The organism is Streptomyces sp. NBC_00425 (assembly GCF_036030735.1).
GTDB lineage: Bacteria > Actinomycetota > Actinomycetes > Streptomycetales > Streptomycetaceae > Streptomyces.
Map to the genome: position 1 here is coordinate 6,069,971 of NZ_CP107928.1, position 12,755 is coordinate 6,082,725.

The window sequence follows — 12,755 nt, forward strand, 5'->3', positions numbered from 1 at the left end:
GGTGCGTTGGTCGTCGGGTGCGGGCGGGGAGTGGCTGGTCGCGCGGTTCCCCGCGCCCCTGGGGGTTGCACAGCCGTGGGTGTCACGGCCGCCCGCACCCCCCGGGGAATTGCACAGCCGTGAGTGTCACGGGCGTCCGCGCCCCTAGGGGGTTGCTCGGGCCTGGGTGTCGCCGTCCCGCGCCCCCGCGGTCCGTTACAGGTATTTCTCCAGGAACTGTTCCAGGGCGGCCACCACGAAGCGGTGGTCCTCGAGCTGGGGGAGGCCCGAGACCGTCACCGCGCCGACGATGCCCACGCCCTCCACGTTGATCGGGAAGGAGCCGCCGTGGGCCGCATAGGCGTCCGGGTCGAGGCGGGAGGATTCCTCGAAGGTCGTCCCCCTGGCGCGGAAGCGGGAGCCCACCAGGTACGACGAGGCGCCGAAGCGTTCCACCACCCGGCGCTTGCGGGCGATCCAGGCGTCGTTGTCGGGGGTCGAGCCGGGCAGGGCGGCGTGGAAGAGCTGCTGGCCGGTCCGGTGGATGTCGACGGCCACCGGCGCCTGGCGCTCGCGGGCCAGCTCCACCAGCAGCGAGCCGAGGGCCCACGCGTCGTCGTGGGTGAACTGGCGGAAGACCAGCCGGCGTTCCTGGGTCTGCAGTTCCTCCAGGGTCGGGGTGATCTCCGGAGTGAACTTCGGGGTGATCTCGTGGGTGCCCATTACAGCGTCACCGCCACCTTGTCTCGTGCCGATCGGCGGGCCGCCTCCAGGACGTCGAGGGCGGCGGCCGCCTCGACGGCGGTCACCGGGCCCGGGCCGCCGTCGATCAGTGCCTTGGTCACCGCAGCGTAGTAGGCCGGGTAGTCGCCGGGGAGGGTCTGTTCGGGGCGTCCGCCGCCGGTCGACGGGGACTCGCCGGCGCCGACCCGGCCCCACAGCTCCTCCGGTTCCGTGCCCCAGTCCGCGCCCTGCGCCCGGCCGTCGGGCCGCAGGCCCTCGCGCAGCGCCGCCTCCTGCGGGTCCAGGCCGTACTTCACGTACCCCGCCTTCGAGCCCAGCACCCGGAAGCGCGGGCCGAGTTGGGCGGTCGTGGCGGAGACGTACAGGTGGGAGCGGACGCCGTTCGCGTGGGTGAGCGCGATGAACGTGTCGTCGTCGGTCTCCGCGCCCGGCCGGCGGACGTCCGCCTCGGCGTACACGAGGACCGCCGGGCCGAAGAGCACCAGCGCCTGGTCGACGACATGGCTGCCGAGGTCGTAGAGCAGACCTCCGATCTCTGTCGGGTCGCCGGACTCCCGCCAGCCGCCCTTCGGCAGCGGCCGCCACCGCTCGAACCGCGACTCGAAGCGCTGGACGTCGCCCAGCGCGCCCTCGTCCAGCAGCTTGCGCAGGGTCAGGAAGTCGTTGTCCCAGCGGCGGTTCTGGAAGACGGAGAGGAGCAGTCCGCGCTCTTCGGCCAGGGCGGCCAGCGCACGGGCCTCGGCCGCCGTGCCCGCGACCGGCTTGTCGACGACGACCGGCAGACCGGCCTCGAGGGCGGCGGTGGCGAGCGGCACGTGTGTCCTGTTCGGGGACGCGACGACGACCAGGTCCAGCTCGCCGGCCCGGGCGAGGAGGTCGTCGGGGCCGGCGACGAGGCGCACGTCCGGGAACTCGGCGCGGGCCTGCTCCTGCCGCTCCGGGTTCGAGGTGACCACCGTGTCGAGCGCGAGGCCTTCGGTGGCGGCGATCAGCGGGGCGTGGAAGACGGAGCCCGCGAGGCCGTAGCCGATCAGGCCCACACGCAGAGGAGTCTCGCCAGTCTTGCGTCCAGTCATGCGCCCCACTTTCGCAACACTGTTGCCAAAGTGCAAGCAGGGGGGAGAATGACCTCGTGAACAGGACGAACGGCGGCGGCCGCCCGACCGGTGTGAACCTGCCGGGTCTGCGCAGCCACAACACCGCGCTCGTGCTCGACCTGCTGCGCACGGCCGGTCCGGACGGCATCAGCAGACTCGAGCTCGCCGAGCGGACCGGCCTCACCCCGCAGGCCGTCAGCAAGATCACCGCTCGGCTGCGGGAGGAGGGGCTGGCGGCGGAGGCGGGCCGGCGCGCGTCGACCGGCGGCAAGCCGCGCACGGTCCTGCGGCTGGTTCCCGGCGCCGGCCACGCCGTCGGCGTCCACCTCGACCGGGACGAGCTGAGAGCGGTGCTGGTCGATCTCGACGGGACCGTGGTGGCGGAGCGGCGTGTGCCGGTGGACCTGGGCGCGGGCGCGGAGGCGGTGCTGGGGGCGGTCGTCCGGGAGGCCGGACCGCTGGGCCGGACCGCGGGCGGCACCCTCTTCGGCGTCGGCGTGGCGCTGCCCGGTCCGCTCGACCACAGCCACGGGGTGCTGCACCGGATCACCGGTTTCCCCGAGTGGGACGGCTTCCCGCTGCGGGACGCGCTGGCGACGCGGCTCGGGGCGCCGGTCGTCGTCGACAAGGACACCAACGCCGTCGCGCTCGGACTCGCCGTCGGCGGGGAGCGCGGCTCCTTCGCCTGTCTGCACCTCGGCACCGGCCTCGGCGCGGGCCTGGTGATCGGCGGGACCGTGCACCGGGGCGCGCGCACCGGCGCGGGGGAGTTCGGGCACCAGGTCGTGCAGCTGGACGGACCGCCGTGCCCGTGCGGCAACCGGGGGTGCGTCGAGGCGCTGTGCCTGGCCGCCCTCGCCCGGGGGGACGTGGGCGAGGCGGCGCGGGTGCTGGGGGTCGCCGCCGCGAACCTGGCGGGACTGCTCGACATCGACGCCGTCCTGCTGGGCGGCCGGACCGTCGCGGCCGACCCCGAGCCCTTCCTGCGCGGTGTGGCCGCCGTCCTCGACACCCACGCCCGCCGTGAGGGCGCCCCGCAGAACGCCGTGCCGGTGCGGCTCGCCCCCGGCGGTCCGCGCAACGTGGCGGAGGGCGCCGCCCAGCTCCTTCTGGCCCCCCTGTTCGGCCGCGGGGCCGGCTGAGCGGACCGCCGGGCACGCCCCTGGTGCCCCGCGGGTGAGCCTGTAGCGCCCTGCGAGTCCGGGACCCCTGGTGAGCCCGGAGCGCATGGTGGGTCCGGGACCCCTGGTGAGTCCGGAGCGCCGGTGGGCACGGGAGCCTGGTGGGTCCGGTGCGCCCGGAACCCCTGGTGAGCCCCGGTGAGCCCCCGGCGCACGGGCGCCCCCCACCGGCCGGGCGTCTCCGCCGAACGAGGGGATGCGCGTGGGTGTGCGGTGTGGCGGAGGCGGTCCGGTCGGATCATCGTGCAGGCTCACGTGTTCATGCGACTGTGCCCGCCTGTCTCCCTCTGTCTCGCCGCGGCCGCCGCCCTCCTCCCCGTGCCCGCGTACGCGGAAGCCGGACCGGGTTGTGCCGGCTCCGGCGCCGACGGCTTCCCGCTCACCACCCGTCTGCACGGCGGTCCCGACTCCTACCGGCCGGGCGGCGGATTCGGCGCCTGGTATCTCGACCTCACCAACACCACTCGCCGTACCTGCGACGGCGTTCATCCGGTCGTCGTCCTGGTCGACGCCGGACACCAGCTGAAACCGGATCAGCCGCGCCTGGAGTTCTACGCCGACGGACGGGCGCACCCGGTCCGCTTCGAGACCACCGACGAGGACGAACTGGTCGGCGTCCTCGCCGACGAGCAGGGGGCCGGCGGCTTCGCCGGGTTCCGTGTGGGCCCCGGCCGGACCCTCACGGTGAAGCTGCGGCTGGCCCTCGCCCCGGACACCGCCCCCAACGTCGTCACCGCCAACGCGGCCGTCGTCCAGCGGCACGGTGACGACGGCGACTGGGTCGGCCAGTCGAACGACTACCGCTTCGCCGTCGGGACCGCGCCCGCCACCCCGCCCGAAGCGGAACCCGAACCCGACTCCGAACCCGACTCCGGACGCGACTCCGAGCGCGGCACCGAACCCGGCGCCGACCCGCAGGCCGGGAAGGCCGAGGCGGGTTCCGGTTCGGCCGCCCCGCATTCCGCGTCCCCAGCGACGCCCTCCCCGCACCCCGCGACGCCCTCCCCGCACCCCTCCGCCGCCGACCCCGGCGCGCTCTCCCTCGCCGACGAGGCCGCGGAGCTGGCCCGCACCGGCCTGTCCTCGCCCACCGCTCTCGGCGTCGTCGGCGGCGGCTTCCTGCTCGTCGGCGCCGCCCTGCTGCTGGCCCGCCGGCGACGCTGACCTCGGGGGACGCGTCCCAGCAGGTGGACGGCCCGGAAGCGGCCATTCCCCAAGATCGGCCCTGTGATTAGGCTGGGGCGCGCACGCAGCGACTGCGTCCTCGCGCACGGCAGGGAGATCCCGCACATGGCAGACCGCAAGCCCATCGAGTCGTGGCTCACCGACATGGACGGTGTGCTCATCCACGAGGGCGTGCCGATCCCCGGCGCCGACGCCTTCCTGAAGAAGCTGCGGGAGTCCGGCAAGCCCTTCCTCGTCCTGACCAACAACTCGATCTACACCCCGCGCGACCTGCACGCCCGGCTGCGGCGGATGGGTCTGGACGTGCCGATCGACAACATCTGGACCTCCGCGCTGGCCACCGCCCAGTTCCTCGGCGACCAGCGGCCGGAGGGCACGGCGTACGTCATCGGCGAGGCGGGGCTGACCACCGCGCTGCACGACATCGGTTACGTGCTCACCGACCACGAGCCCGACTACGTCGTGCTCGGCGAGACCCGCACCTACTCCTTCGAGGCGATGACGAAGGCGGTCCGCCTCATCAACGACGGCGCGCGTTTCATCTGCACCAACCCGGACGAGACGGGCCCCTCCGCCGAGGGCGCGCTGCCCGCCACGGGGGCCGTCGCCGCGCTGATCACCAAGGCGACCGGCAAGAATCCGTACTTCGCGGGCAAGCCGAACCCGCTGATGATGCGCACCGGACTGAACGCCATCGGCGCCCACTCCGAGACCAGCGCGATGATCGGCGACCGCATGGACACCGACGTGCTGGCGGGCATGGAGGCCGGCATGCAGACGTTCCTGGTGCTCACCGGTCTGACCAGGCCGGAGCAGGTCGAGGACTTCCCCTACCGGCCGTCGAAGATCGTGGACTCGATCGCGGACCTCGTCGACCGGGTCTGAAACCCGCGGCGTCGTGCCTGCCACCCGTACGGAGCAGTGAAAACCCGCCAGGGGATGCGCCGGGCGGCCCGGCGGGGGACTCTCCAGAGAGCTGGAGGTTCACGATGAGTTCACTCAAGGTCACTCTCTGTTCTGGTGTCGCGGCCGCCGTCGCGGCGCTCGTCCCCGCGGTGCTCGTCCCCATGGCGTACGCCCCGGAGGCCCGCGCCTCGGGCGACGGCGGCAGCGTCTCGGTCACACCGTCCAGGCCCGCGCCCGGCGCCGAGATCACGCTGAAGGTCACGGGTTGCGCCGGCCGCACGGCCACCGCGACCTCGGACGCCTTCGTCGCGGACGCACGGCTCAGCGGTTCGGGCGGCTCGCTCGTCGGCGACACCCGGGTCCGCTCCTCGGTCGCGGCCGGCGCCTACGACGTCCGGATCACCTGCGTCGACTTCACGGTCAAGGGCCGGATCAGCGTCGTCGTCCCGTCGCCCGCCGAGCCGTCGCGGCCGCGGGAGTCGTCGGACTCCCCGGTGCGGGACGCCCCGACGGTCGCCGCCTCTCCCGTCGCCCCGGTTCGCGCGGGCGGCGGCGGTACGGCTCCGCTCGCCGCCGTGGAGGAGGCGCGGGTGGACGGCCCGGGCGCGGTGCAGGCGGTCATCGGTCTGGTGCTGGCGGGCGTCGCCGCGGCCGCCGTCGTCTTCCGCGGTGTGCGGCGGAGACGCAGGACGGACTGAGCCGTGTCCGACCGCGAGCGCGCTTCCGGACGCTTCCTGACCGGCCTGGCCTGGGCGGTGCTGCTGCTCGGGCTGTGGCTGTGGGGGCGTGAGGTCACCGAGGTGCGGCACGGGGCGCCCGTTCCGGCCACCGGCGACATGGCCGCGGTGGGCCGCCCGCCGGTCGTGCTCCCGCCCGCCGTCGCGCCGTTGGGGCAGGCGCTGCCGCGGCGCGTCGACATACCCGTGCTGGGCGTGCAGGCCCCGGTCGTCGCCCGCGGCCTCGACGGGGACGGGGCCGTCGACCCGCCGCCCTTCGACCAGGCGGGCGTCGTCGGCTGGTACGCCGGCGGCGCGAAGCCCGGTGCGCGGGGCGCCGCCCTGCTGGTGGGGCACGTCGACACGGAGACCCGGCCCGCCGTCTTCTACAAGCTGAGCACGCTCCGGGGCGGCGAGACGGTCCGCGTGGTCCGGGACGACGGGAAGGTCGCCGAGTTCACGGTCGACGACGTCGAGGTCGTCCCGCGCGACCGCTTCGACGCCCGGCTCGCCTACGGCGTCCGCCGGCCGGGCCGCGCCGAACTGCGCCTCATCACCTGCGGCGGCGCTTTCGACCGAGCCGGCCACAGCTACACGGCGAACGTGATCGTGTCGGCCTACCTGACGGGCGCGAGCGCCTGACGTGATGGGGACGGGAACGAACGAAGGCCCCTCGCTCTCGCGAGGGGCCTTCGTCGTCTGTGCGCCGCCAGGGACTCGAACCCCGGACCCGCTGATTAAGAGTCAGCTGCTCTAACCAACTGAGCTAGCGGCGCTTGCACTGACTCCGTAACTCTACAGGACCCCGGAGGGTGCCTCCGACCGTCCGGGGCGCCGGGCGCCGGGAGAGCGCCGCTTACATCATTCGGACCGTCAGCATGCGCGTCGACAAGACGGTTGAGAAACTGGCGAACGTGAGCAGTCGCGGACATTTCCAGCTGAGGTGTGAGGGGAATCGCATGGAGCCTCCGGCATTCGAGGAATTCGATCCCGAGAGCGACTGCGACTGCCCCGGATGTGCGGCACGCCGACGGGCGGCCCGTAATGCCCCGACCGGCCCGTTCGGCGGCTTCCCGCCCGCTCACCGCGCTCTGGTCGTGGCCACCGCGACGGCCGCGGCGCTCGGTGCGGCGCACGCGGCGCCCGCTGCGGCGGCTCCGCACGCCCCCGACCGTCCTGGCGTTCCCGCAGGTGACGAGCCCAAGACTCCTCAGGGGGTGAGGGCCCCGCTGCACGGCCTGGCCGGGCAGCCGGTGCGTCCGGGCGGGGCGGCGGGACCGGTCGTGACGCCTGCGACGACCCGGGCCGACATCATCGGACGGGCCAAGGAGTGGGTTTCGGCCCAGGTGCCGTACAGCATGAGCGCCTACTGGTGGGACGGGTACCGGCAGGACTGCTCCGGCTTCGTCTCCATGGCCTGGAACCTGCCCCGGAACGAGTGGACGGGCAGTCTCCACCAGTTCGGGACGAGGATTTCCAAGGAGGAACTCCAGCCCGGCGACATTCTGCTGTTCCACAATCCGTCCGACCCCGAGAAAGGCTCGCACGTCGTCCTTTTCGGCGGCTGGACGGACTACACGCACAGCTATTACATCGTCTACGAGCAGACCCGTCCGGCCACGCGCCGCCAGGCGACTCCCTACGCCTACTGGAGCAATTCCGACCGCTACGTCCCCTACCGCTACAAGGGCCTCCGGCCGGCCGCGCAGACCACCGAGGAGCAGTCCGGCGGCACGGGTCAAAACGCGGTCGCGAACGCGAACGCGGGCGGCGACAAGCCCGGCGGGCAGCAGGTCGCGCTGCCGGCGTTCCCGGGACGGGCGGCGTTCGGCCCCGGCGCCGACAACAGGTACGTCACCCTGCTCGGCGGGCTCCTCGTCGAGCGCGGCGCCGAGCGCTTCTACGCCTCCGGGCCCGGCCCGCGCTGGTCGGCGGCCGACGGCAGGGCCACCCAGGCCTTCCAGCGCGCCCAGGGCTGGCGCGGCCCCGACGCCGACGGCCTGCCCGGCCCGCGGACCTGGGCGTTGCTGGTCGCCGGCCGGGGCACGGACATCGCGGGGCCGCAGACGGCGCAGGTCCCGCAGGTCCCCGGCACGAACCCGGAGACAGGCGGCGGGTCAGGGGTCGGGGCAGGGGTCGGGTCAGGGTCGGGGTGGGGCGCGGCGGGGCCGCCCGCTGCTCCCGCCCCCGCGGGGTCGCGCGGCCCCGCCTACCCGGGCCGGGGTGTGTTCCGGCCCGGCGCGCAGAGCGCGTACGTCACGCAGCTGGGGCGGCAGCTGGTGAAAAAGGGATTCGGCAGGCACTACGCGACGGGTCCGGGACCGCGTTGGGGCGAGGCGGACCGGCGAGCGGTCGAGGCCTTCCAGCGCGCCCAGGGCTGGCGCGGCGGCGCGGCCGACGGCTACCCGGGGCCCGAGACCTGGCGGCGGCTCTTCTCGTAGAAACGCCGCCGCACCCGCGGCGCCCCCCCGGGTGATCGCCGCCCGGGCAGTTCCCGCCCGCGCGGTTCCACCCGGACGGTTCCCACCCGCACCGTTCCCCGCACACCGATCCCCCTCACCCCCACCGTTCCCCCCACTGTCATGGCGTATCTGGCGCGGAGGCTGGAGGCACGCAATGCACACGACCACTTCTCCCACACCCGAGTCCGAGGGACCGTCCAGGCCCGCACGGCTCATCCAGAACGAGGCGACCACCGAGATCCCCGTCCACCTGCTGTTCCGTGACGAGCCGGAGCCGCGGCCGGTGCCGCTCGGACCCGCCGTGGTGGGCAGCCGGGCGGGCACCGGGGAGCAGCCGAGGCTGCGCCGGCCGATGCCCGTGAAGCCCCGCCCCGCACCGCAGCCGGACCCCGAGCTGGCGGAGCGGCCGGCGCGGGTGCTGCCCGGCGCCGCGGGAGTGCTCGCCGGTGTCTGCGGGGTGGCCTGCTGTGGGGCCGCCTCGTGGTGGGCCGGGGTCCTGCCGCCGCTCGCGGTGGCGGCGCTGCGGTTGCCGGAGATCGCGGGCGCGGGCCTCGGTCCGGTGCAGTGGGCGGCGTACGCGGGCGCGGGCGCGCTGGCGCTGTTCGGGTTCGGTGGTCTCGCCCGCGGACGGACCGGACGGGCCTGGGTGCTCGGCCTGTTCGGCCGCTACCGGGGCACGGTGCGGCGCACCGGGCTGCTGTGGGTGAACCCGCTGCTGCTGCGCCGGCGGGTGGACGTGCGGCTGCGGCACTGGCGCAGCGAGCCGATGTTCGCCGCCGACGGCAGCGGGGTCGCGCTGCGGGTGGTGGCCCTGGTGGTGTGGCGGGTGCGGGACACCGCGCGGGCCACACTGGGCGTGGAGGACCACGAGACGTATCTGCGCGAGTGCGTCGAGGCGGCCCTGGCCCGCATCCCGGTGGAGACGCCGGGCGCGGGCCGGGGCTCGGTGGAGGCGGCGGGGGAGGCGCTGACCCGGCTGGTCGCGCGGGACGCGGGAGTGGTCGGCCTCGAGGTGTTCTCGGTGCAGCCGGTCCGGGTGGAGTACGCCCCCGAGGTCGCCGCCGCGATGCACCGCCGACGGATCGCCGCGCTCGACGCCCAGCACCGGGCCACGGTGCTGACCTCGGTCGTCGACTCGGTGGAGGACACGGTGACCCGGCTGACCATGCGCGGGCTGGTGGAACTGGACGACTACGAGCGCAAGGCGCTGGTGAAGGACCTGACGGTGGCCTTCTGCGCGGGCCGGGAGCAGTCGCCCTGACGGCCCGTCGAACAGAACGCGCGACGGGTATGGACATGTCCCTCGGTCGCCCATAATCTCGAACTTGGTCTAGACCTGCACGGCTCGGCTCACTGAACTCCCCACGTTCTCCAGGAGCGGCAGCATGCGCAAAAAGACCAGGTGGTACGCCGCCGCGCTCGGGCTCACCACGGCGGGAGCCTTCGTGCTCACCGCCGGCGGCGCGAGCGGCCACGGCTACACCGACCTCCCCGTCAGCCGGCAGAAGCTCTGCCAGAACGGCTCCGTGACCGACTGCGGCGACATCCAGTGGGAGCCGCAGAGCGTCGAGGGGCCGAAGGGCTTCCCGGGCTCCGGCGCGGCCGACGGCCGGATCTGTTCCGGCAACAACACCCGCTTCGCCCAGCTCGACGGTCCGCGGACCCCCTCGGGCGGGGCGTGGCCGGCGACCCGGGTGAACGGCGGCCAGAGCTACACCTTCCGCTGGCAGTTCACCGCGATGCACGCCACGACCGACTTCAAGTACTACGTCACCAGGCAGGGCTGGAACCAGAACCACAACCTGGCCCGCTCCGACCTCAACCTCACGCCGTTCCTGACCGTGCCCTACGGCGGTCAGCGGCCCCCGTCGACCCTCTCGCACAGCGGCACGCTGCCGTCCGGGCTCAGCGGACGGCACATGATCGTCGCCGTGTGGACGATCGCCGACACGACCAACGCCTTCTACGCCTGTTCCGACGTCACGTTCTGAGCGGCCGGTTTTCCTGAGCATTGTTTGAGCTCCCCCGGGCCCGCGCACGGGTACGTTCCCTGCACGCCGTCAGGACCAGGCCGGCGTCAGAACATCCGGGGGAGCTCATGGAAGCGTTCTTCTTCTACATCGTGCCGACGTTCATGATCGCCGGCGTGCTGTTCGCCGCGTACAAGGTGCTCGGCCGCACCCGGCAGGTCAGGGCGGCCTGGGACAGCGGAGTCACCGCCGAGGGCCGCTGTCTGCGGACCTACACGAGCACGAGCGGTGGGGGCAACGACACCTCGGTGAGCACCACCCTGCACCACGTCTACGAGTTCACCACGAGGGACGGTCGCGCCTACCGCTTCGACGAGAGCGGCGGTCCGGGCACCGTCATCGAGGGCGACATCGTCACCGTGTTCTACGCGCCCGAGCACCCCGAAGGGGCCACGGCCCGCCCGCCGAGCCGGGGCAAGCTCGCTGCGGGCACGGGCTGTCTGCTGGCCTTCTTCGCCGTGTTCATCGCCGGCTGCGTCCTGTTCATGGTCTCGGTCCACACCATGCTCGCCGAGACCGACCGCATGATCCCCTGACGACGTCCCGTCCGGCTCTCCACATCTGACGGTACGTCAACTACCGTGCGCGCCCATGGAGTCCACCAGGGAAACCGGAACCGGAACCGGTACCGTCGCCGAACTCGTGGCCGCCCGCTGGGATGACCGCCGGCCGGGGCTGTGGTGCGAGGACACCGTCCTCACGCACCACGAGGTCGCCGCCGGGGCCGCCGCCCGGGCGGCCCTGCTGACCGACCTGCTGCCGACGGACGGCCCGCCGCACGTCGGGCTGCTGCTGGACAACACGCCGGAGTTCCCGCTCTGGCTGTCGGCCGCGGCCCTCGCCGGGGCGGCCGTCGCCGGGATCAACTCCACCCGGCGCGGCCCCGAGCTGGCCCGGGACGTCCTGCACACCGAGTGCCGGCTGCTGGTCACCGAGCACGCCCACCTGCCGCTGCTCAGAGGGCTCGACCTGCCCGGAGTCCGCCTGCTGATCACCGGCACGCCGGAGTACGACGCACTCCTCGCCCCGTACGCCGACGCCCGCCCGGACCCGTCCCGCGCCACGCCCGCCGACCGGTTCCTGCTCTACTTCACCTCCGGCTCGACCGGCGCCCCCAAGGCCGCGATCTGCACACAGGGCCGGCTGGCGGCCGCCGGGCGCTCCCTGGCGGGGCAGTTCGCCGTCGGGCCGGACGACGTGCACTACGTCTGCATGCCGATGTTCCACGGCAACGCGGTGATCGCCGACTGGGCGCCCGCGCTGACGGCAGGGGCCGGGGTGGCGCTGCGGCGGCGCTTCTCGGCGTCCGGGTTCCTGGCGGACGTACGGCGCCACCGGGCGACGTACTTCACCTATGTCGGACGGGCGATCCAGTACGTCCTGGCCACCGAGCCGGGCCCGGACGACCGGGACCACGCGCTGCGGCTGGGCTTCGGCACGGAGGCGGGAGCGGTGGACGCGGCCGCCTTCGAGCGGCGGTTCGGGGTGCGGCTGGTGGAGGGGTACGGCTCCTCCGAGGGCGGGGCGGCGGTGCAGTGGTCGCCCGGCACTCCGCCGGGGGCGGTCGGCCGGGCGGGCGCGGGTCTCGTCGTCCTCGACCCGCAGACGCGCGAGGAGTGTCCGCGGGCCGTGTTCGACGCGGCGGGGCGGCTGCTCAACGGCGACGCGGCCATCGGGGAGCTGGTCAACCGGGGTCCGAACCCCTTCGAGGGTTACTGGCGCAACCCGGCGGCGGAGGCGGAGCGGCGTCGGGAGGACGGCGCGTACTGGACCGGTGACCTCTTCTACCGGGACCGCGAGGGCTTCCTCTACTTCGCGGGCCGCACCGACGACCGGCTCCGCGTCGACGGCGAGAACCTGGCCGCCGCGATGATCGAGAACATCCTCGCCCGCTACGACGGGGCGGACGCCGTCGCCGTCTACGCGGTGCCGGACCCCGTGACCGGCGACCAGGTGATGGCGACGCTGGCCGGAACCTTCGACCCGGCGGGCTTCGCCGGGTTCCTGCTCGCCCAGCCCGACCTGGGAACCAAGATGGCGCCCCGGTTCGTACGGGTGGTGGAGCGGATGCCCGTCACCGCGACGAACAAGATCCACCGGGCGCTGCTGCGACGCGAGGGGCCGCGCTGCGCCGACCCGGTGTGGTGGCGGCCGCCGGGAGAGTCCGCCTATCGGAGGCTGACGGAGCGGGAGGCGGCGGAGGCCGGACCGGCCGGACCGGGACGGCCGGGCGGACCGTGGGCGGAGGGGGCTGCGGAAAGGGCCGAGGACCGGGGAAAGCCGAAGGGCCCCTCGTCTTCACGAGAGGCCCTTCCTCTGTGCGCCGCCAGGGACTCGAACCCCGGACCCGCTGATTAAGAGTCAGCTGCTCTAACCAACTGAGCTAGCGGCGCATGACTCTCGCCCTCCGCCTTCGGCGGCCTGCGACGAAGAAAATACTACCCGGTCCGCGGGG

The 12,755-nt window shown here is 73.9% G+C and carries 11 protein-coding genes, 2 tRNA genes and 1 pseudogene; 10 read left to right on the top strand and 4 right to left on the bottom strand.

Going from position 1 to position 12,755, the window contains the following annotated elements:
• Positions 1-195: 195 nt before the first annotated feature.
• Positions 196-702, bottom strand: coding sequence for a heme-degrading domain-containing protein (locus tag OHS82_RS26500; RefSeq protein WP_057574479.1), 507 nt, complete (start codon positions 700-702; stop codon positions 196-198).
• Positions 702-1,799 carry a Gfo/Idh/MocA family oxidoreductase gene (locus OHS82_RS26505; protein WP_328434678.1) on the bottom strand — a complete coding sequence of 366 codons (1,098 nt, stop codon included), beginning with the start codon at positions 1,797-1,799 and terminating at the stop codon, positions 702-704. Before OHS82_RS26505 ends, OHS82_RS26500 begins: the two co-directional genes overlap by 1 nt.
• Before the next feature lie 56 nt (positions 1,800-1,855).
• On the opposite strand from OHS82_RS26505, the gene OHS82_RS26510 reads away from it, so the two are divergent.
• The 5 genes from OHS82_RS26510 (at position 1,856) to OHS82_RS26530 (ending at position 6,450) form a co-directional block, all read left to right on the top strand.
• Entirely contained in the window at positions 1,856-2,962 is a 1,107-nt protein-coding gene (locus OHS82_RS26510) for an ROK family transcriptional regulator (protein ID WP_057574481.1), read from the top strand.
• Between the two features lie 294 nt (positions 2,963-3,256).
• Positions 3,257-4,165, top strand: coding sequence for an LPXTG cell wall anchor domain-containing protein (locus OHS82_RS26515; protein WP_057574834.1), 909 nt, complete (start codon positions 3,257-3,259; stop codon positions 4,163-4,165).
• Positions 4,166-4,291: 126 nt separating this feature from the next.
• Positions 4,292-5,071 (top strand): HAD-IIA family hydrolase, encoded by a 780-nt coding sequence (locus OHS82_RS26520; RefSeq protein WP_057574482.1) that lies wholly within the window; start codon positions 4,292-4,294, stop codon positions 5,069-5,071.
• A gap of 104 nt (positions 5,072-5,175) precedes the next feature.
• Positions 5,176-5,790: a hypothetical protein gene (locus tag OHS82_RS26525; protein WP_057574483.1), complete on the top strand. Its 615-nt coding sequence runs from the start codon at positions 5,176-5,178 to the stop codon at positions 5,788-5,790.
• A 3-nt stretch (positions 5,791-5,793) separates the two neighbouring features.
• Positions 5,794-6,450: a class F sortase gene (locus OHS82_RS26530; protein ID WP_057574484.1), complete on the top strand. Its 657-nt coding sequence runs from the start codon at positions 5,794-5,796 to the stop codon at positions 6,448-6,450.
• A gap of 60 nt (positions 6,451-6,510) precedes the next feature.
• Here OHS82_RS26530 and OHS82_RS26535 read toward each other — a convergent pair.
• Positions 6,511-6,584, bottom strand: a tRNA-Lys gene (locus OHS82_RS26535).
• A gap of 183 nt (positions 6,585-6,767) precedes the next feature.
• Here OHS82_RS26535 and OHS82_RS26540 point away from each other — a divergent pair.
• The 5 genes and pseudogenes from OHS82_RS26540 to OHS82_RS26560 form a co-directional block, all read left to right on the top strand.
• Positions 6,768-8,249 (top strand): peptidoglycan-binding protein, encoded by a 1,482-nt coding sequence (locus OHS82_RS26540; RefSeq protein WP_328434679.1) that lies wholly within the window; start codon positions 6,768-6,770, stop codon positions 8,247-8,249.
• 175 nt (positions 8,250-8,424) lie between these two features.
• The gene (locus OHS82_RS26545) at positions 8,425-9,531 is read left to right on the top strand and encodes an SPFH domain-containing protein (RefSeq protein ID WP_057574486.1); all 1,107 of its coding nucleotides are present in this window, start codon (positions 8,425-8,427) and stop codon (positions 9,529-9,531) included.
• Positions 9,532-9,655: 124 nt separating this feature from the next.
• Positions 9,656-10,261 (top strand): lytic polysaccharide monooxygenase auxiliary activity family 9 protein, encoded by a 606-nt coding sequence (locus tag OHS82_RS26550; RefSeq protein WP_057574487.1) that lies wholly within the window; start codon positions 9,656-9,658, stop codon positions 10,259-10,261.
• Between the two features lie 107 nt (positions 10,262-10,368).
• Positions 10,369-10,836: a DUF3592 domain-containing protein gene (locus OHS82_RS26555; RefSeq protein ID WP_057574488.1), complete on the top strand. Its 468-nt coding sequence runs from the start codon at positions 10,369-10,371 to the stop codon at positions 10,834-10,836.
• A gap of 55 nt (positions 10,837-10,891) precedes the next feature.
• Positions 10,892-12,484: pseudogene (locus OHS82_RS26560) on the top strand (long-chain-fatty-acid--CoA ligase); the annotation flags it as partial.
• Between the two features lie 135 nt (positions 12,485-12,619).
• Here the strand turns inward: OHS82_RS26560 and OHS82_RS26565 are convergent.
• Positions 12,620-12,693 (bottom strand) — tRNA-Lys (locus OHS82_RS26565).
• Positions 12,694-12,755 lie beyond the last annotated feature (62 nt).